Source organism: Mastigocladopsis repens PCC 10914 (assembly GCF_000315565.1).
Taxonomy (GTDB): Bacteria; Cyanobacteriota; Cyanobacteriia; order Cyanobacteriales; family Nostocaceae; genus Mastigocladopsis; species Mastigocladopsis repens.
This window is the reverse complement of the sequence record NZ_JH992900.1, coordinates 41,143-59,080: the sequence shown is the minus strand read 5'-3', so window position 1 is coordinate 59,080 and position 17,938 is coordinate 41,143. Positions and strand designations below refer to the sequence as shown.

Below are 17,938 nucleotides of genomic sequence, written 5' to 3'. Positions count from 1 at the left end.
AGTGAAATGGTATGAGGCGAAGGATGACTTACGAAGCCGTCGCGATACAATTTTTGCTGAGAAATTCTTTAAGCTAGTTTCTGCACCGGAGTCACCAGCAGATGTGGATGATGCACCGGATAGCATCGCCCTGTGTTTAATTGATTTCAATGAAGCGACGATTTCCGCCACTACTGAAGGTCCTCCGCCAATTGTGGAGAAAATTTTTAATGAAACAGGCGAGTCAGGAAAGTTTCGCACTTTTATAAATCGCTTATTATTCTTAGTAGCAAACAAGCAAGAATTAGAACGAGCGATTGACAATGCTAGGGAGCATCGGGCAATTCAAAATATTCTTAATTCTCCCAACCGCTTGCAAGATTTATCAGAAAGTCAGCAACGGCAAATAAAAGATAAAAAAGGTACCCTTGATTTAGCAGTACGAGTATCTTTAACGAATGCTTACCGTCACTTATTTTATCCAGCTAATGACCCCGTAAAAGCGCCCAAAGGCTTGATGCATTATACTCTATCGGCGCAGGATGCTAGCGAGGTCAAGAACAAAAATAATCAACAGGAAGTCATTTTAAAAGCTTTGCGAGATTGCCAAAAAATTCGCGGCGAAGATGCACCAGCCTATGCACCTGCTTACATTTTGCAGAAAGTATGGCTTTCTGGGTTAGACCATTGGACAACTAAAGCACTGAAAGAAGCTTTTGCCAAAGACCGGAGTTTAAATATACTTCTAGATGCTGAGGTGTCCAAGCTGCGAGATACCATTAGGCAAGGTTTGCAGACAGGACACTGGGATCTGAAAGTCGGAGAACGGGTATATATTAAAACTGATGACAGTTCACCGCTGACAGTTCACCGCTGACAGTTAACAGTCAACAGTCAACACTTAACCATTGAATTTTCCGACAGGATGGTACTTTATCGCCGGGGAATTCTGGAACCACCAAAACCACGAGAAATTGAACTAAGCGCCCAAGTAATGCCTAGTACTGATTCTCAAAAACCAGTGCGAGTCAGGTGGAAAGCTTCAGGGGCGTTGGCGATTCAACTTTATCAAGATGGGGATTTTGTGGCGGGTGAGTTTCGCCCTAGTGATGAGTACGAGACTACCATCGCCAAAACCACTGCTTTCAAAATTGTGGCTGACTATGGCAATGGCGAAGCCATTGAGAAGGAAACCCAAGCAACGATACTAACTTATGGTACAGGTACAACTCGTACGCCTAACGCAGGAGAACAACCAGGCTTATTCCAGGTAAAACCAGAAGAATTTGACTTGGATGGAACGCTCGATAGGGTGTTTAATGAATTAGGCGATCGCATTCAGGGCAATAAAGTCCAGGGGATAAAATCTCTGGCAATTTCTGTGGATCAAGTCATGGACTACCGCAAGCTAATGACGGCTTTCCCGCTGTTGGCGAAATTTCCCTTGCAAATCGACCAAACGGCAACGATTACCATTGGGGAACAATTTATAAGATTAGAATATCAAGGTCCCGTCAAAGGATTTCAGAGTTTCCAAGGTCCTGTCAACACCTTGCTAGGTAGTCCCGATGTCAAAGCCGATGTATCGCTGCGGCTAATCTTTGAATTTTCGGCAACAGTGCAACCAGATGGCACAGAAATCAGTAATATCAAACAAGCCCTGAATCGTAACCCGGTTGAGAGGCTGTCTTTGACGGCTAAAGTGACGTATTAGTTGGCTGTTGACTGTTAACTGTTAACTGTTGACAGTTAACAGTTATAGCCGTAGCCATATTAGTTAGGACGCTGCTTGCTTGAGAACGGTTTCTATTGCATCACGTAAATTATCCGATTTGGGTAACAGCTTGCGAACCCTACTTTTTAACCATGCCCAACACTTTTCAATCCGATTAAGATCTGGCGAATAGGGCGGCAGATAGACTAGCTGACACCCTGCAGCTTGAATTAATTGGGCAATCCGACCACCATGATGAAACGTTGCATTATCTACAATCACCCACTCACCCGGACGCAACACCGGAATCAAACACGTTTCTAGCCAGGTCTCAAACACGGTTCGGTTACACGCCCCCTCGACAGTAAATGGCGCAATCAATTGCCCCTCTCGATACCCAGCAATCATATTAATGCGACCTTGCCGTCGACCCGATTTGAGGTCGTAGAAGCGTTCCCCAACAAGGGAGTATCCGTAGCCGTAGTTGTCGCGTTCATCCATACCAGACTCATCAACATATACCAGATGAGACGCTTTCGGGTTATCCAGTTGCGCTAACAACGCTGCCCGTTTAGCTTCATCTCGTTGACTATACCCGTATGTTTTTTTTTACGTGTATGTCCTATCTTTCGTAATGCCCTTGAAATCGTGCGTTGGCTAATTTCCCCATCCCATAGCTGTGCCATTTCGCTCTGGGTTTTATCCCCATGCTCTTTGACAAAAGTGCGAAACTTCTCCCAATCGCTGATTTTGCCGCTCTGCTGCGATGCTTTCCTCGGTTTGGGTTTGACATCACCCGTTTGGGCTTTGCGCTGCAACCACAAGTTAATCGTATTACGACTGATATTGAACACTTGGCTGGCTTCAGACTTCTTGAGACCGTCCAACTCAATCGCTTGCATAACTTTTTGCCGGAAATCATCACTATAAGCTTTAGCCATTGAAATGGGGTAGACGCTCTGGGAACTCTTTTAGTTTACGTCCTAATCTTGTTGGCTATAGCTATAACAGTCAATAAATATGCAAGAGTTTCAATTGCGAGTGGTTCCCATAGACAACAATAACTTTGCCCTGGAGTTGTATCAGTGTGCTTATAAAAAAGCTGGAGAAAAAAAGCGTCCCTCTGCCAAGCGTATTGGGCGCTTGAAGGGTAGTGCATTGGTGCAAGCAAAACAAGCAATTTATGATTGTTTAAAGGCGAATAATTACGACCCTAAAACCTTAACTCATAATCGTCAAACGCCTTATGTTTTGAATGAGGAATCAGGAACAAATTTGGCGTTGTTATTTCAGACTTTGCAACCGCTTTCTAAACCAGAACGAATTGCTAATATTACCAAAGGGATTACTGCAATGAGTAATGAAGAGTCACACTACTGGTTTGCCAAGATAAGTAATGGTAAAAGGAGTGTAGCATTGAAGGCGATGCGGATACTTTTAGAAGATAGTTAACTCTGAAAAATCATTTCTACTGCTGTTAACTTAGTGTGTACTCCTTCCAAGACACGCATTGAATTGGAATACTTGCCATAAATTGGGAGATATCCCTACGACCGTAATAAGTAGGGACTCCTCTGAAGTCTTGAGCCATCAACACAATAGGTATTCCTGGGAATATAGGTTGAAACATCCGTATAGTTTTGTCAGCTTCAGTTTTGTTATCTAGAATATGCTTCTTGACGACAACCACAGCAAAAGTCACTCCCTGTTCCTTGATGACTGCTCCTTGAAATTTCATGTTTAACTTCTGGAAAATGGAATTCGACAAGGCAGACGATGGCGATTGCCCTTAGCGCGACGACTGCGAGAATTATTGCTACAGTCTAAGCAATCATCATTTGCACGCGGCTCAATATTGATGATGCTGCGTTCTCGCGCAAACCTTAACTGATGGCACAACTTGACTTCTGGTTTATACAACCCTGTGAACATTATCATAAAATCATTCACGGCTTGTTCGGCAGACTTAACGTTAAGGGCAATGACGCTGGGTTCAGCGATATCTTCATCCTCAACATACCGCTGATTTCGGCGCTCCTCTTCGCTCAATGCTTCCTGTTGCAACCGCCCAGCCGGAATCAATTCATGACAGTGCAGACAACCACCATAAGGAAAAGGAAGTACGGGTCGGGTAGCAGTGAAAATATCGCCAACTTGCTTTGTCTGTTTATCCACAGGAACCTTGGCACCAATCTGAATCCCTGGAATTAGGTACTGATGCACCAGCGCGTTGAAGACTAGACGGCTTTGCATGGAGTCCGCTGCCAAGAACAAGAAATCGATGTCTACCAGCAATTTTGCGGTTGACTCATCGACGATGTTCCCCACAATTGCGTCGTAGCGGATGGAGGGATTTGCTTGCTTGGCAACTCGACGGGCAACGTGGACTTTATAAGGAGACAACCGCTTGCCAAGTTTTTTTAACCAGGGAACGCGTGACTTGGTTAACCAAGTCATTGCATCCCAAGGCGTTGTACCGACAATGCGGGGGCGGTTGGTTAATTCAACTCGGTCAAAGTCGATGGCGACGATATGTCCGACTCCCAAGCGGGATAACCATTCATTGATCAGCGAACCTCCCCCACCAAGTCCGATGATTCCCACCTTCAAGTTGGAGAAAATTTCTTGCCCCACATCGCCGAACATCCGAACATGGCGGTCGTACATGGGGTCAGCAGCTCGCGGTCGGGGTTGGGGAGAGGGATAAAGTCGGCGGATATGCGAACCAACGATAGTCATGTGGTCGAGTTGAAAGCGACCAGAGGGAGTCCAGATATCCCCTGCTACGGCGTTTTTGGCAAACACCAGCGCCCCTACTGAACCGCCACGAGTAATATCGAGCAGCGCCGGATAACCGCGTTCGTGAGATGCTATGTCATCAGCGGAGAAACAAACTTCGTCCCTCCCACCATGACAATGTACAGCGAGGTAACAGAGATTTTGTTCCGCACAGTAGCCTGATTTTTCAGCCACAAATTTTGCAGTTAAAGCACGGTAGCCGCGAGTACCTGGTACATAGTCAAACCCGTCTTGCGCTAGAAAAACTTCACGCGCAAGTAGCCGAATGCCGCGAGATGTTTCTACAATGCCTGCTGTTATTACAGCTCCATGTTCATCCCCATCACCGGGGAAAAGATGCTGATGAAGCTTTTGAAAAAGTGGCTCATCAATTTTAAGCGAGATTGGTTTGTTCATTGGCTCCTCAACCATGAAAGAACCTTATTTAACTTGGTTGCGGCTGTGTCAATGGCAGGATTCCATCGGTTTGAGCGCCGCGACACCTGAATGACTTGTCGGTCACGCCAATTGACAGGATATTGGAATCCAGCGCCTTGTACTGAACCATCAATCCGGCGTAACCCCGCGTCAAGATAGTGCGGATAGACATCTGTATAGGGATACTGAAAAGAAATTACAAACCCTACCCAAGTCGTAGAGGGAACATACTGTTCGCCAATCAGCAAATCATTGACGATGACGTATGCTCCCCCTTGCGCCTCGGCTTCTACATCAAGAGCATGCTCGGGAAAGGCTTGCTTAATTTCTGCGATCGCCTGTTCAACTTCTGGAGTCATCGGTATTTCCTACGAGTTGTCATCGGGTGCAGTGGCACGGAATTGTTGCCCCTCATGCAGGGTAACGGTTTCGCAATCCCCAATTTGTTTGAGGGAAGAATTGCCTTTGACCTCAAACAGCACGAAATCTTCCTGAATTGCTACGCTCTGCTTAATGGCAGTCTGCTTAATTTCCAAGCCTGTAGCCTTATGCTCTAAGAAAGTTACAAGGCGTTCGTTGATGTTGACAGTAATTGTTTTTGGTTTTTTCGCCAATAATTCTGCGTCTTGCTTGGATTCAATCTGCATATCAGACTCCTTGTAAATTTAATGTTGTAGTTTTGGAATGAGAGCATTGGGGAGTAGCAGATTTTGCACTCCCCAAGAACAAGCGGTTTGGACAACAGACTATTTAGAGCCTTTGTGTTTGGTAGGGTCAACTAGTTTGTAACGCTGACCTGCTTGTGGAGTTGGAGGTAGAGGTTCACCTTTTGTTACGGTTCGTTCCTCTCCCGTCCCGCCGCCACGCGGTCCAGTAATCTCATATTGGCCAGACCGTTGTGCAATTTCACCTGGTTTTTTCAGTTCGTCAGACATAAGCACTCCTTCTTGTTTGAATATCGAATGTTGACTGACCACATACTAGCATAACGTTCTAAAATCTAACAATAATATGAGTGATTTTGTTGTCAAATCGTTCTAAAATTGAATTAAATGTTCGATATTCAAATAAAGCTTAGGTTACAAGGAGAATGAATTACGCAGAACTAGGTCGCCGAATTCGCCTTGCTAGGGAAGAGGCTTCACTGTCTCAAGATGCTGTGGCACAGCATCTTGAACTGCCGCGTTCTGCTGTGTCTTTAATTGAGAGTGGCAAACGTAAGGTAGACAGTCTGGAACTCGAACGGTTCTCCCGTTTGGTGGGCAAGAGTATTCTGTTTTTCTTTGATGAAGGGTCTGGAACAGTAGAAGCTAGTAATTTTGAGGAGGACGACCCAACCCAAATCCTTTTCAGCGCCAATCAAGCCGTAGATATATCAAAAGACCGCGACCAAATTGAGCGTTTCCGTCAGTTTTATCGCAATTTTAGTGAGTTAGCACGTTCGCTTAACCGTATTCCTGATCCCTACTCAACCGAGCCACAGTACAACATTTTCAAGCCTACCCCAGCTGCTGCTAGGTGGATGGCGGCAAAAGAACGTGCCCGACTGGGACTTCCTGATTCAAGTCCTATTAGAGATATGTGGGATATTTTGGAGAGTCAGGGAGTTAGGGTGATGGCATGGCATCTTAAGACTCCTAAATTAGGAGGATGTTTTATGTTTTCACCCTCCCTTGGTTCTTTCGTTCTAGTGAAAGGTAACATCGCGAAAAATTCAGCGAATAAGCTCAATTTCGTATTGGCGCATGAATATTGCCATCACTTGATTCATCGCCAAAATAAAGGGATCACCTGCGATCCAAGTGGCAATTACCGCCAACCAGAAGAATACTTTGCTCAATGGTTTGCGGCTAATTTTTTGATGCCGGAAGAAGCCCTTGTCCCACGATTGATAACTTACTTGGAGAAGTCTGATGGCGTAATAACTCCTGAAATTGTCATGCACTTAGCGCTAGATTTTGGTGTGAGTTATGAAGCTATGCTCAACCGCATGGCTAGCAAAGGAGTGGAATTAATTGATAAAAGCACTCGCGAGGAATTTTCTCAAGAGATAGTAGCTAATTTATTAGCTACTATCGGTCGTTTAACACCTCGCTTTGAAGACTTAAAGCAATTCCCTGATGAGTATGTGGAAATGGTGTTTGATGCATACCGTAAAGGTCTAATCAGCTTAGGCAAGTTAGCTGAATTGTTAGAATGTTCGTTAGAGGAAGCAAAATCTCAATTAATGGCTAGAGATATTCCCATTGATTTGGGAGTTGATTCGGATTCAGAATTGTTAAGCGACATTGAGAATGCTTAAAAATTTGGTGTGAGTTTGAACGGAAACAATTAAGTGAAAAAGGAAAATACTGAACCAGAGGCATCGCCAATAATCTTTGATCACACTGTTCTGAGTAATTTTACTTTAGCACAGATATTGCACGTTCTTAGAAGGCTCTACGCGGGTAGAGCCTTTGTTAGTAAGGCGGTTCGACGAGAGATTCAAGCTGGAACAGCAAGCACCTGTAATTCTGCTAGCTTGCGTAACCGTGCAAAACAACGGGCGATTAATCAGGCTTTGCAGGAAGGCTGGATGCGATCGCCGGATGATGAGGTTAACCCAGATCATGAAATTGTAGAGTTACGCCTGTCTATGGAATATAGGAAACGTTTTAGTACGGGACAGTCAGAAGCAATGGCTATTGCCCGTACCCGCAACTGGGTTTTTGCTTCTGATGATGGTACAGCTAAACGTTTTGCTAGAGAACGAGGTATTCGAGTTACTGGAACTTTAGGTATTTTAACCAAAGCCGTTAAAAGCAATGTTATTTGCTCGTCTGTCGCTAATAAAATATACGCTCAGTTGATTGAAGAAGGTTATAGCCTGAAGTGACCATATCAAAATGGCATTTCCAGTTTCCCCAATCCATAATACTTAAAGGAAGCTGTAGTATCACGAACAATCTATGCCCAATCCCACCTCCAAACGCCCCGCCCTCTTCATCGAAAGAATGATGCCCGTGCAACTGCTTAACGAGCAGGTATACTACGAACACGGCGGAAACCCATTCAAAGGATTACATCGCTGGTACTCGCGTAAACCATTGTCATTTAGTCGCGCCAGTGTATTGGCTTCATTATTACCAGCAGATGTGACGATGCAAGAATTTGAATATTTGCTGGGGTTGGAACCGGGGAAGGAGGTAAAACTCTACAAAACGCCTCCTAGTTCGGTGCGAATTAAGAAAGTGCAAGATTATTGTGAGAAGGTTTGGGGAACTCGCACACCCACAGTTTTGGATGCGTTTGCAGGCGGTGGAAGTATTCCTTTTGAAGCGGCGAGATATGGGTTAAATGTGCTGGCTTCTGATTTGAATCCTGTGGCGGTGGTGACGATGAAGGCGGCGATGGAATATCCGCTGAAATTTGGTCCCGATTTGCAGCAGGATATTGATAAATGGGTGAAGTGGGTTGGGGATGAAGCGGAGAAAAGATTGGCTGAGTTTTTCCCATCTAACCCTGGAGAAACTGTGTTGTATTACCTCTGGGCGCATACGGTTGTTTGTCCAAACTGTAAGTCAGTAGTGCCATTATGTCCAACTTGGTGGATTTACAATCGCCCTGAAAAACAAAATTGGCATAGATGGTGTGCTATCAAGCCAATTTCTGATCCAGAAGGGAAACAAATCAAACTTGAGATGATTAGAGGTAATAAAGGAAAAGTCAGAACTATTTTGACGCCAAGGGCGTCACCGTGCCAAAACGGGAAAATTGTACGCTAAGGCTGGAAGTGCCTCATACTAAGCATTTCAGACGATGAATGTACACTCATATCAGGAGATAGACCTCAAAGCTTTGAAAATACATTGTTTTGAGCAATTTTGACATCCCCATCTACCACACCGAAGTTTGAGGGTGCATTAAGACTCAGTTTGATGGTGCAGAGTAGTATGTATTCCCTGCACCTAGATAGTATTTGGGGAAAAAAGTATTTTTTCTGTCCACATAATCAAGCTATATACTGAAATTGTCCGAAAAATTTGGTAAGTTTTTTAACGCCAACTGTGCTACTTCTTCGGCACGTTGAGACGTTACTTTCTGATACCGTAATGTGGTCTGAATGCTTTCATGTCCCATGAGCGCCCTGAGTTCTTCAATCCCCATTAGCCCCACTCGCTCTGTAGCAAAAGTATGCCGTAGGTCGTGAAGACGAACTTCTTGGAGTTCTGGAGTTGCTGCAATGAGATTAGTCCAAGATTTATGCGCCATCCGGTACGAAAGACGGGAGACAACCAAAGTTTTTGGTTGTTGAGCAGTAAACAGTGCCGGATGATTGGGGTGTCTATAATATTTAATGTAGTGATTTAGACTGTGAGAAGCAACTTCACTGTAAAAACACCACCGTTGCTTGTTGCCTTTCCCAACAACCTGAAATTTCCGGGCTTTGAGGTCTATATCATCTAAATTTAGAGCCAAAACCTCAGCAATCCTAGCACCACTGGTATGCAACAAACGCACCAACGCAGACATTCGCACATCTGGTTTGATAATTTGATATAGGACACTTAACTGAGTAGGGGTAAGATAACGCACCAGTTCATCCGTAGCGTGTTCTCCTTGCTCTCGAATGGGTTTGCGTCTTGCGAGTCCCGCAACCGGATTAGATTTGAGATATCCCATATCAACAGCAAAGTTGAACAAAGCCTTGATTACAGCTTGATGACGGTGGTGTGTAGTATAGGAAACATCAGTTAAATGATTAAGATATTCCACCAAAACTTGTCTGTCAATGATTTCTATTGACCATCGACCGTACTCCTTGAGCAAGGGGAGAATCGTAGACTCATAAGAACGCAGAGTACTTTGAGCTAGCCCCGGACGTTCTAAAAATTTAGTGGCTAAAGCAGCTAAAGATATCATTACTTTAGAGGGCTTTTGGCAATTTATTTGAATAAAAGTTTAGATATTAAATTATCATTATCAAATATATTTTCAGATATATTTTGATGCTTGTAACAGAACATTCGACGCGGCCCTTGGGGGAAGAAGGACTGGCTAATTACGTCCAGAGATTGCGAGGTCAGCTTTCTTTAACCCAAAAAGAGTTGAGTTTAAAAGCGGGGATACACATCCAAACCATCCGCAAAATTGAAGGTGGGCAAACTTCAAGGCTCAATCAAAAGGCTAAAGGTGGTCTGGCTTCGGCGTTGGGAATACCACCGGAATACTTGGATGCAGCAGCTAAGAAAGTCTCTCCAGAAACAATAACTTCGCTCAAGTTTTGCCCCAAATGTTGGACTCCAGGAACTACCCCTGACCAAATGTGGACTGACTTACGGTCGAAGTATTGCTTTGCTTGCGGTACAGCCTTACGGAATCGTTGTGTTAGTTGCAATGAACCAATTATGTCGCTGAAATTCAAATTTTGTCCTTACTGCGGTACAAATTACAAACAAAATCAAACCAGTCCTTAAAACCAAATATACAGGTATCTAATTGGCAACGCGCGAACTTTTATCTCCAGTACAGCGACTACAATTTACTGAAATTCCCGATTCTATCACCACAAGAGATATAGCTCGCTACTATACCTTGAGTAATGACGAACTCAAAATTATTAAAGAGCGTCGTAGACCGCACAATCGTCTGGGTTTTGCTGTGCAGTTGTGTTACCTACGCTTTCCCGGTCGTGTTTGGATTCTAGGAGAAATAGTACCGATATCTGTACTGTTTTATATTGCATCTCAATTAAAACTTGACCCGATAATTATTACAGAATATTCCCAAAGGGATACAACTCGACGCGAACATTTGGCTGAAATTCAGAATAATTTTGGATTTCGGACTTTTAATACATCTACATACAAGCAACTCTCAAAATGGTTATTACCATTTGCCATATCCTCAGATAAAGGGATGGCACTTGTGGGAGCATTAATTGATGAGATGCGCTTGCGCCAAATTATTATTCCAGCTATTTCTACAGTAGAACGTCTAGCCTGGGAAGTCAGACATCGCGCTCAAAAATTAGTATGTCTTGAGTTAACTAAAAGTTTAACAACATTACAAAAGACAGCACTGGATAAGTTATTAGTTCTAGAGCCTGATAAAAAGCTGACTAATTTAATTTGGCTGCGTCAACCGCCAGGTCAAGCTAATCCGAGAAACTTTTTAAAATTGGTGGAACGACTGGAGTTTATTCGTCATCTCCATCTCGATTCTGGATGCTTGAAACGAATACACCAAAATCGTCTGCTGCAATTTACCAGAACTGGTGCCAAGTCTACACCTGCTCACCTATCTAGGTTAGATGAACTCAGACGCTATGCCATTTTAGTTGCTTTTCTCATTGAATGGAGTGCTTCCTTGGTCGATTATGCCATACGGATGCACGATAAAATGATGGGTAAATTATTTAATAAAAGTGAGCATCAGCATGGCGATAGGTTTCAACGTGATGGCAAAGCAATTAATGAGAAAGTTCGATTGTATGCTCAAGTGGGTAAGGCATTAATTGCAGCTAGAGATGAATCAAATGATGCCTATCAAGCAATTGAATCTGTATTGGATTGGGAAAAATTTATTAGTAGTGTTGCCGAAGCTGAAAAGCTAGCAAGACCCGTGGATTTTGATTATCTTGAATTGATTGATAACCGTTATTCACAGATGCGGCGGTATACACCTAAGTTGTTAGAGGCGTTTGAATTTAAAGCTACATCTGCAAGTTTACCAGTTCTGAAAGCTTTGGAGGTCATTAAAGAGTTAAATATATCTGGTCGCAGAAATGTGCCGGAATCTACAGATACTAGTTTCGTTAAACCGCGTTGGTCAAAACACGTATTTAAGGGCGATACTATTGACCGTCACTACTATGAGATGTGTGCTTTAACTGAGTTACGCAATGGTTTGCGTTCTGGTGATATTTGGGTAGCAGGGTCGAAGCAGTTCCAAGATTTTGAGGATTATCTGTTAGCAGATAACGTATGGCAGTCAATGCGTTCTTCTCATACGATACCTGTGGCAGTCACGACGGATTTTACTACCTATATTCAGCAACGCTCACTCGAATTATCTGAACAATTATCGGTTGTTTCTTCAATGATTACAGAGAATAAACTGGTAGATGTCAGGTTAGAAAATGAGCAGTTAATTATCACTCCTCTTACCAATACTGTCCCAAAGGAGGTTGATGGATTTAGTAAAAAAGTTCATAGTTTACTGCCAAGAATTAAGTTGACTGATTTGTTAGTAGAAGTCGATTCCTGGACACAATTTACTAAACATTTTACGCATTTACATTCAGGAGAACAAGTATCCGATAAAGTGGTTTTGTTAAGTGCCTTGCTTGCTGATGGTATTAATTTAGGTTTAACGCGGATGGCTGACGCAACTCAAGGAATGTCCTTTGAGCGTTTAGCATGGGTGGCGGATTGGTATATTCGGGATGAAACTTATTCCAAGGCTTTAGCCGAGGTAGTGAATTTTCACGCACAGATACCGTTTGCTGCTTATTGGGGTGATGGGACAACATCTTCTTCTGATGGTCAAAGGTTTAAAGCAGGCGGACATCGCAGTTTTAATGAAGAGATCAATGCCAAGTATGGTAAAGATAGAAGCGTGATTTTTTACACGCATATTTCTGACCAGTATGCCCCATTTCACGTTAAGGTAATTAACGCCACGATTAGGGATGCAACTTACGTTTTGGATGGTTTGTTGTATCACGAAAGTGATTTACAGATTCAGGAGCATTATACGGATACAAGCGGCTATACTGAGCATGTGTTTGCGATGTGCCATCTGTTGGGATTTAGATTTGCACCCCGAATGCGAGATTTACCTGATAATAAGTTGTATACTTTTGAACCTAGTTCTCCTGATTCGGTTTTAGCACCCCTGCTCGGTGACAAGATTAATGTGAAAGTGATTCAGGAATCTTGGGATGAGATTCTACGCCTTGCTAGTTCAATTCGGACGGGGACGGTGACAGCTTCTTTGATGTTGAGGAAATTGGCGCGTCATACCTCGGCAGAATCGTTTAGCTTTAGCTTTGCGGGAGTTGGGGAAAATTGAGCGGACCTTGTTTACTCTTTCCTGGTTGCAGAGTCCAGAACTGCGGCGACGGGCGACGGCGGGACTAAATAAGGGTGAGGCGAAACATACTCTTAAAAGAGCGGTGTTTTTTAATCGTTTGGGGGAGGTGCGTGATTGCGCGAAGCGCACTGCCCTTCGGGCAATCGCTCTTATGAAGACCAGTTTTATCGGGCTAGTGGGCTGAATTTGGTCATTGCTGCGATTGTTCTGTGGAATACGGTGTACTTAGAAAAAGCTGTGGATTATTTGAGACAACTATGTATGGATATTCCTGAAGAACACTTACAACATTTGTCGCCGTTGGGATGGGAGCATATCAATCTCACTGGCGATTATGTGTGGAACTTGAAACAAGCGACCAGTTTTGATAAGTTGCGTCCTTTGCGGATCAAGGAAAATAAGTATCGCTGAAACGCTTACTGGATATGAGTTTCAGCCTTAGCGTACAATTTTCCCGTTTTGGCACGGTGATGCCAAGTACGTACACATGGGTATGGTATCAGATATAAAACGTAAAACTCTGCCGACGATAGCAAAAGTTGTAGGGCTAGATAATCATCAACCATTACACCATTTTTTAACAGAATCACCTTGGAATGTAAAAGAATTAAGGAGACAAAGATTAGAATTCATATTATATATACTTCAGGGTCGCCCAATAGTACTAATTATTGATGAAACAGGAGACAAGAAAAAAGGAAATACAACGGATTACGTCAAACGGCAGTACATTGGAAATTTAGGGAAAACAGATAATGGTATTGTTGCAGTTACAGCATATGCAGTTTTATCAGGAATGACGTTTCCTCTAATATTTGAAGTTTCTAAACCGAGAGAAAGACTACAACCAGGAGATAAATATTTAACCAAGCCTGAAATAGCTGCGATGATGATAAAAGAATTGCGGTCTATGGGGTTTAGATTTAATCTTGTCTTGGCAGATAGTTTATACGGTGAGCAGCGCGTTGGGCGGCTTTGCCGACTTGAAGCGACTGCGAACCCGGAGGGAGAAAGTGGTAAAAATTTTATTCAAATCTTAAATGATTTTCATCTTAATTTTATAGTTGCAATTCGTTCAAACCACAAAGCATGGGGAGTTACAGGCTCTGAAGTTAAATATTCAGAGTGGCAAAGATTTAAAAGAGTTTTCTCGAATTTAAGTTCAGAAAACAGATATATTAGAGAGATAATCTGTGGCGATAATCCGGAAATTAGGTATTGGAAAATCACAACGGATAAAGAAGAAGTTCCAAAAAACACCACTTGGTACGTAATGAGTAAATTTCCAGAAATTACGCCAAGAGAAGTTGGGAATTTTTACGGTTTAAGAACTTGGGTCGAATATGGTTTAAAGCAGAGTAAAAATGAATTAGGGTGGGCAGATTTTCGCCTAACTAATTATCCCCAAATACAAAAATGGTGGGAAATTGTTTTTAGTGCCTATCTGTTGGTTAGTCTCCATTCTGAACAACTGCTAAAATTCCCACCACAATCTGAATCTAATTTTTCATCACATCCTTGGTGGGATCAAGGAAATGGTTGGAATAATATTCTTAATAACCTCCGTTTGATACTTCAACCATTTGTATTATTTAACCTAATTAAACCTTGGCTACAAGTTTTTACAGTTCCTAAGTTATCTGAAGGATTTTTTAAACTTCAAATGCTTGTCAATAATCTAACTCGTTCAATTTTTCAAAACTTCAACATTCCTTATTTATACTTTTCCTCTGCCTAGAGTGACAAAAGAGGGTTAATTTATCGGACTTTGGTCCTGAACTGAACCGTATTGACAAGTAATCTAATCTACCGACAAGGTAAGCGTAGTAGTGCAGTTTAACACTCTTTCTGACCGCGAACATACTTATCGCATTTACATCCGTCCTTTTGGGGAACCCAGGCAAATTGAGAACATCCCTGAGCAGAACATGGGCGATTCCCGCGCATTACGGGACTTTATTGTTTGGGGAATCGAGAATTACCCAGCCCAAAACTATGCAGTTATACTTTGGAATCACGGAACTGGGTGGAAAGAAGATGATATTTACGCCTTTGCGCGAAATCGTGGCGTTCAAATCCAAGCAAGTGAGGATGAAGTGCGTTCCCTTACCCGTAGTCATCGACGACTGTCTCATGCTTTTTTTCTCTCTTCAGTGCTAGAAGTACTGCAAGTAGAAGACGAGGAATCACGGGCAATATGTTTTGATGACTCATCCCTGGACTTTTTAGATAACGCTAAACTTCACTCTGCGTTTCGGGAAGCACAAGAGCAAACAGGTAAAAAAGTTAGCTTAATTGGCATGGATGCGTGTTTAATGAGTATGGTTGAAGTTGCATAGCAACTGCGGGCAAATGCTAATTACATGGTTGCATCCCAAGAGGTAGAACCCCTGTCAGGTTATCCATATACAGCGATTTTGCAGAACTTAACTGTCAATGCAGAGATGACAGCGGAAGCGCTGGCAAGGTTAATTGTGCAGGAGTACGGGCGCTACTACGAAGGAGAATCGCGGGGTAGTGTAGCTCAGATTACTCAATCAGCAACTAATTTGAGGGTAGTTAAGAAACTGGCTGAGGCGTTGGGAAGATTAGCGGCTGTTTTGCGTCAATTGCTGGCAGGAGAAGATATTTATACTGAGAATGCCCTGTATCATGCTCAACGTAAAGTGGTGCGTTTTAAAGATAATGATTTTGTCGATTTGTATGATTTTTTGAAGGTTTTGCGGGATAAATATGCTGGCGATAGTGATGAATTGAGCAAGGTGATTGATGAAGTTATAGATTTAATGATTCTTGAAATTGAGCCGCAGTTAATTTTAGCAAATGTGAGTTCAGGGGTGAGATTTGAGCGTGTGAAAGGGCTGTCGATTTATTTGCCAGTGAGGGGTTATTCTCAGTTTTATGAGAAGTCAGATTTTGCTTGTTGTGGGTGGGGGAGTTTGTGAAGGTTTTGAATGATGTGGGTTAAGGGTTGAGTTGGTGATTACACCTCATGCAAAGATAGGATTGATTGTGGGGGGGCTGCCTTATTTTTGAATTATATTAATTAAGAAACCCTTGCCAAGTCGGTGCCAATACTGCTGGATTCTGAAAAATTACAGGTAACCAAGAAGCTGCTGGGAATTCATCTTCTAGCCCTTGTAACTTTTCGCGTGCGTTCCGCACTGCAAGATATAAAGATTTTTGCTCAATTGCGAAAGTATTTAGGAAATGCTTGAAAAATTCCTTGGCTACAACATGAGGAATTGGCTCCCGCATGACAAGAATCGTGGGAAGAAATAATTTTCCCAAAGCAAGAGCAATTCCTAGCCCATCACAAGAATTAAAAATTGCTAGTTTTAAACCTTTTTTGATAGCTGCTCTGAAAGATTCTTCTAATTCTTCAATAGTTATACTATTATTTATAATATTCGTATTAATATAAATTATGCTTCTGTTTGTGTCAGCTTCGTTTTGAGTATGACCAGCAAAAAAGAAAATGTCCCAACCGATGGAGTTCCGAAGGTAAGTGCTAAGTTCGTTGCGAGAGGGATTGACAAGAAAAACGACTTCTGAATCCTGTAATTTTTTTAAGGCTTCTGCCTCTAAATCCATGCCTTGACTATTACCGATAATCGCCAAGATTCTAACTTTTTTTCTTTGGGATCTTGCCTCTCCTGATATTTGGGAAATCTTATAGTATTCCGAGTGATATAAAGCTATCTCTGCAAAAGGATAATCTTCAAGAAAATCCCAAAGATGCCAAGGTAATCGCATTAGTACTTCATCGTCGGTTACAATTATCACCCTAATTTCTTTTGTTAGGTCTAATTGCGCTCGCAGTTGCCGCTCAATGTTGATGAAATTCTGAGTGTCGAGCCATTGGTTAATACTTTGGCGTAACTTTCGGCACAAGTCCTTAAAATCGTGGTAATCAGAGACATTTGTTATAGCTTCGTCGTCGATTTCAAATATATCATCATCTTCTATGGGTGAAGAACGCAAACGCATACGCCCGCACAAATTCATGTAGAGTAATCGCCATCGCTTATACAGTGTCAGTAGTTCTGGCGCTGAGGGTAAGGAAATCGTAAATTGCATTAATACGCTTTGACTTGCATCTCTAAGTTGAATCGTACCCCTTGGAAATCCATTGTTTAAGTCACCTATTCCTGGATGAATTATAACTGAATAAATATCTGTAAATTGTCTTTCTAAAGAAGCCTGGTCTGTTGGTTGGGTTATTTTTTTAATTATTTGTTTGGGAACTAGCAAATTTATATCGTCAACATTGAATTGCGTGTCCCACCCAGCTATTTTGCTGAATTCAGTTGCAGCACCTACAAAGTTATCACGAACAAAATATTTTATTCCACAACTATAAACCAACAAAGGCTCAAACCCCGCCTCTATCAAAGGCTGCGCTAAAGTCTCCACTAACGAAGCAAGACGCAACACCTCCCCCATATCCTCCTGCTGCACCTTCTGACTCAACGCCAGCGCCAACTCCCGCGCCGCCTCATCCGGCTTGGTATACGCCAACGCCGTCCACTCCTGAGCCTCCCGCAAATCCTGCGTATCTGCGTCATCATCAGTCAGTCGTTGCGCCACATAATCCAGCAAAAACTCCCCCAACTCATCAAATCGTTCTTGTCCAAATTCCCCTTTCAATTCCCGCAACAACAAATTGCGATCGCCAATATCCATCTCATACATCTCATAGCCCACCTGACGACACAAACGCGACAGCAACACATGAGCAACCGCTGTCCAAGGTGCTTCAGGAACAAAATTTGCCCAAATTTGGTAAAGTAAGTCAGGTGTCAGCACCAAAGGAAACGCCGCATGACGAGCCAAGTTGCGGTGTGCTTCCCCAAACTGCTGGGCAAACCCTTCAACCCGTCGCTGGGCAATTCGCATTTCCCGATCTTTGTTTGTGGTAGGCATCAAATAACCTCAACTGACTCCCATTAC

General features: G+C 42.8%; 19 protein-coding genes and 1 pseudogene. 12 read left to right on the top strand and 8 right to left on the bottom strand.

The genetic code is table 11. The features are described from left to right. The first annotated feature begins 1 nt into the window (after position 1). Together MAS10914_RS35195 and MAS10914_RS35190 are read left to right on the top strand one after the other, a co-directional pair. Entirely contained in the window at positions 2-856 is an 855-nt protein-coding gene (locus MAS10914_RS35195) for a hypothetical protein (protein WP_026082239.1), read from the top strand. A gap of 48 nt (positions 857-904) precedes the next feature. Next, positions 905-1,693, top strand: coding sequence for a hypothetical protein (locus MAS10914_RS35190; protein WP_026082238.1), 789 nt, complete (start codon positions 905-907; stop codon positions 1,691-1,693). Positions 1,694-1,756: 63 nt separating this feature from the next. On the opposite strand, the gene MAS10914_RS33325 is transcribed toward MAS10914_RS35190, so the two are convergent. Continuing rightward, positions 1,757-2,634 (bottom strand): IS630 family transposase gene (locus tag MAS10914_RS33325; RefSeq protein ID WP_198014941.1). Its coding sequence is split into 2 segments (ribosomal slippage): positions 1,757-2,302 and positions 2,305-2,634, totalling 876 coding nucleotides; the frame shifts between segments, so codons are not numbered across the junction. A gap of 79 nt (positions 2,635-2,713) precedes the next feature. Here MAS10914_RS33325 and MAS10914_RS0100450 point away from each other — a divergent pair. Continuing rightward, on the top strand, positions 2,714-3,145 hold the full coding sequence (locus MAS10914_RS0100450) for a DUF7680 family protein (protein ID WP_017313948.1): 432 nt from the start codon (positions 2,714-2,716) through the stop codon (positions 3,143-3,145). Between the two features lie 25 nt (positions 3,146-3,170). Here the strand turns inward: MAS10914_RS0100450 and MAS10914_RS0100445 are convergent, their stop codons facing one another. The 5 genes from MAS10914_RS0100445 to MAS10914_RS0100425 all read right to left on the bottom strand — a co-directional run bounded on the left by MAS10914_RS0100445 (position 3,171) and on the right by MAS10914_RS0100425 (position 5,844). Beyond that, complete coding sequence (locus tag MAS10914_RS0100445; protein WP_017313947.1) at positions 3,171-3,431, bottom strand: hypothetical protein; 261 nt, start codon at positions 3,429-3,431, stop codon at positions 3,171-3,173. A 2-nt stretch (positions 3,432-3,433) separates the two neighbouring features. Next, complete coding sequence (locus MAS10914_RS0100440) at positions 3,434-4,888, bottom strand: ThiF family adenylyltransferase (RefSeq protein ID WP_017313946.1); 1,455 nt, start codon at positions 4,886-4,888, stop codon at positions 3,434-3,436. Next, positions 4,885-5,268, bottom strand: coding sequence for an E2/UBC family protein (locus MAS10914_RS0100435; protein WP_017313945.1), 384 nt, complete (start codon positions 5,266-5,268; stop codon positions 4,885-4,887). Before MAS10914_RS0100435 ends, MAS10914_RS0100440 begins: the two co-directional genes overlap by 4 nt. 9 nt (positions 5,269-5,277) lie before the next feature. After that, positions 5,278-5,556 (bottom strand): multiubiquitin domain-containing protein, encoded by a 279-nt coding sequence (locus tag MAS10914_RS0100430; RefSeq protein WP_017313944.1) that lies wholly within the window; start codon positions 5,554-5,556, stop codon positions 5,278-5,280. Between the two features lie 99 nt (positions 5,557-5,655). Then, positions 5,656-5,844 (bottom strand): hypothetical protein, encoded by a 189-nt coding sequence (locus MAS10914_RS0100425; protein ID WP_017313943.1) that lies wholly within the window; start codon positions 5,842-5,844, stop codon positions 5,656-5,658. Positions 5,845-5,999: 155 nt separating this feature from the next. On the opposite strand from MAS10914_RS0100425, the gene MAS10914_RS0100420 reads away from it, so the two are divergent. The 3 genes from MAS10914_RS0100420 (at position 6,000) to MAS10914_RS0100410 (ending at position 8,673) form a co-directional block, all read left to right on the top strand. After that, positions 6,000-7,211, top strand: coding sequence for an ImmA/IrrE family metallo-endopeptidase (locus tag MAS10914_RS0100420; RefSeq protein ID WP_017313942.1), 1,212 nt, complete (start codon positions 6,000-6,002; stop codon positions 7,209-7,211). 33 nt (positions 7,212-7,244) lie between these two features. Further along, entirely contained in the window at positions 7,245-7,784 is a 540-nt protein-coding gene (locus MAS10914_RS31360) for a hypothetical protein (protein ID WP_017313941.1), read from the top strand. A gap of 73 nt (positions 7,785-7,857) precedes the next feature. Continuing rightward, positions 7,858-8,673 (top strand): DUF1156 domain-containing protein, encoded by an 816-nt coding sequence (locus MAS10914_RS0100410; protein ID WP_017313940.1) that lies wholly within the window; start codon positions 7,858-7,860, stop codon positions 8,671-8,673. A 232-nt stretch (positions 8,674-8,905) separates the two neighbouring features. On the opposite strand, the gene MAS10914_RS0100405 is transcribed toward MAS10914_RS0100410, so the two are convergent. Continuing rightward, the gene (locus tag MAS10914_RS0100405; RefSeq protein WP_017313939.1) at positions 8,906-9,811 is read right to left on the bottom strand and encodes a tyrosine-type recombinase/integrase; all 906 of its coding nucleotides are present in this window, start codon (positions 9,809-9,811) and stop codon (positions 8,906-8,908) included. Between the two features lie 86 nt (positions 9,812-9,897). On the opposite strand from MAS10914_RS0100405, the gene MAS10914_RS0100400 reads away from it, so the two are divergent. From MAS10914_RS0100400 to MAS10914_RS36500, 6 genes and pseudogenes are all read left to right on the top strand, one after another. Next, positions 9,898-10,365, top strand: coding sequence for a double zinc ribbon domain-containing protein (locus MAS10914_RS0100400; RefSeq protein WP_017313938.1), 468 nt, complete (start codon positions 9,898-9,900; stop codon positions 10,363-10,365). A 22-nt stretch (positions 10,366-10,387) separates the two neighbouring features. Then, complete coding sequence (locus MAS10914_RS31355) at positions 10,388-12,964, top strand: Tn3 family transposase (protein WP_232224067.1); 2,577 nt, start codon at positions 10,388-10,390, stop codon at positions 12,962-12,964. Then, complete coding sequence (locus tag MAS10914_RS35185; protein WP_332248782.1) at positions 12,942-13,169, top strand: Tn3 family transposase; 228 nt, start codon at positions 12,942-12,944, stop codon at positions 13,167-13,169. The genes MAS10914_RS31355 and MAS10914_RS35185 overlap by 23 nt, the downstream gene beginning before the upstream one ends. Next, positions 13,100-13,396, top strand: coding sequence for a Tn3 family transposase (locus tag MAS10914_RS35180; protein ID WP_017313937.1), 297 nt, complete (start codon positions 13,100-13,102; stop codon positions 13,394-13,396). The genes MAS10914_RS35185 and MAS10914_RS35180 overlap by 70 nt, the downstream gene beginning before the upstream one ends. A 76-nt stretch (positions 13,397-13,472) precedes the next feature. Continuing rightward, complete coding sequence (locus MAS10914_RS29115) at positions 13,473-14,723, top strand: IS701 family transposase (protein WP_017313936.1); 1,251 nt, start codon at positions 13,473-13,475, stop codon at positions 14,721-14,723. 91 nt (positions 14,724-14,814) lie between these two features. Then, a pseudogene (locus MAS10914_RS36500) lies at positions 14,815-15,930 on the top strand (clostripain-related cysteine peptidase). Between the two features lie 97 nt (positions 15,931-16,027). Here the strand turns inward: MAS10914_RS36500 and MAS10914_RS31890 are convergent. Then, positions 16,028-17,911, bottom strand: coding sequence for a CHAT domain-containing protein (locus MAS10914_RS31890; protein ID WP_017313933.1), 1,884 nt, complete (start codon positions 17,909-17,911; stop codon positions 16,028-16,030). Positions 17,912-17,938 lie beyond the last annotated feature (27 nt).

Excerpts from the sequence above, each read along its gene's own strand:
- MAS10914_RS35190 (WP_026082238.1), top strand. The coding sequence starts at position 905 with ATGGTACTTTATCGCCGGGGAATTCTGGAACCACCAAAACCACGAGAA.
- MAS10914_RS0100450 (WP_017313948.1), top strand. The coding sequence starts at position 2,714 with ATGCAAGAGTTTCAATTGCGAGTGGTTCCCATAGACAACAATAACTTT.
- MAS10914_RS0100445 (WP_017313947.1), bottom strand. The coding sequence starts at position 3,431 with ATGAAATTTCAAGGAGCAGTCATCAAGGAACAGGGAGTGACTTTTGCT.
- MAS10914_RS0100440 (WP_017313946.1), bottom strand. The coding sequence starts at position 4,888 with ATGAACAAACCAATCTCGCTTAAAATTGATGAGCCACTTTTTCAAAAG.
- MAS10914_RS0100435 (WP_017313945.1), bottom strand. The coding sequence starts at position 5,268 with ATGACTCCAGAAGTTGAACAGGCGATCGCAGAAATTAAGCAAGCCTTT.
- MAS10914_RS0100430 (WP_017313944.1), bottom strand. The coding sequence starts at position 5,556 with ATGCAGATTGAATCCAAGCAAGACGCAGAATTATTGGCGAAAAAACCA.
- MAS10914_RS0100425 (WP_017313943.1), bottom strand. The coding sequence starts at position 5,844 with ATGTCTGACGAACTGAAAAAACCAGGTGAAATTGCACAACGGTCTGGC.
- MAS10914_RS0100420 (WP_017313942.1), top strand. The coding sequence starts at position 6,000 with ATGAATTACGCAGAACTAGGTCGCCGAATTCGCCTTGCTAGGGAAGAG.
- MAS10914_RS0100410 (WP_017313940.1), top strand. The coding sequence starts at position 7,858 with ATGCCCAATCCCACCTCCAAACGCCCCGCCCTCTTCATCGAAAGAATG.
- MAS10914_RS0100405 (WP_017313939.1), bottom strand. The coding sequence starts at position 9,811 with ATGATATCTTTAGCTGCTTTAGCCACTAAATTTTTAGAACGTCCGGGG.
- MAS10914_RS0100400 (WP_017313938.1), top strand. The coding sequence starts at position 9,898 with ATGCTTGTAACAGAACATTCGACGCGGCCCTTGGGGGAAGAAGGACTG.
- MAS10914_RS29115 (WP_017313936.1), top strand. The coding sequence starts at position 13,473 with ATGGGTATGGTATCAGATATAAAACGTAAAACTCTGCCGACGATAGCA.
- MAS10914_RS31890 (WP_017313933.1), bottom strand. The coding sequence starts at position 17,911 with ATGCCTACCACAAACAAAGATCGGGAAATGCGAATTGCCCAGCGACGG.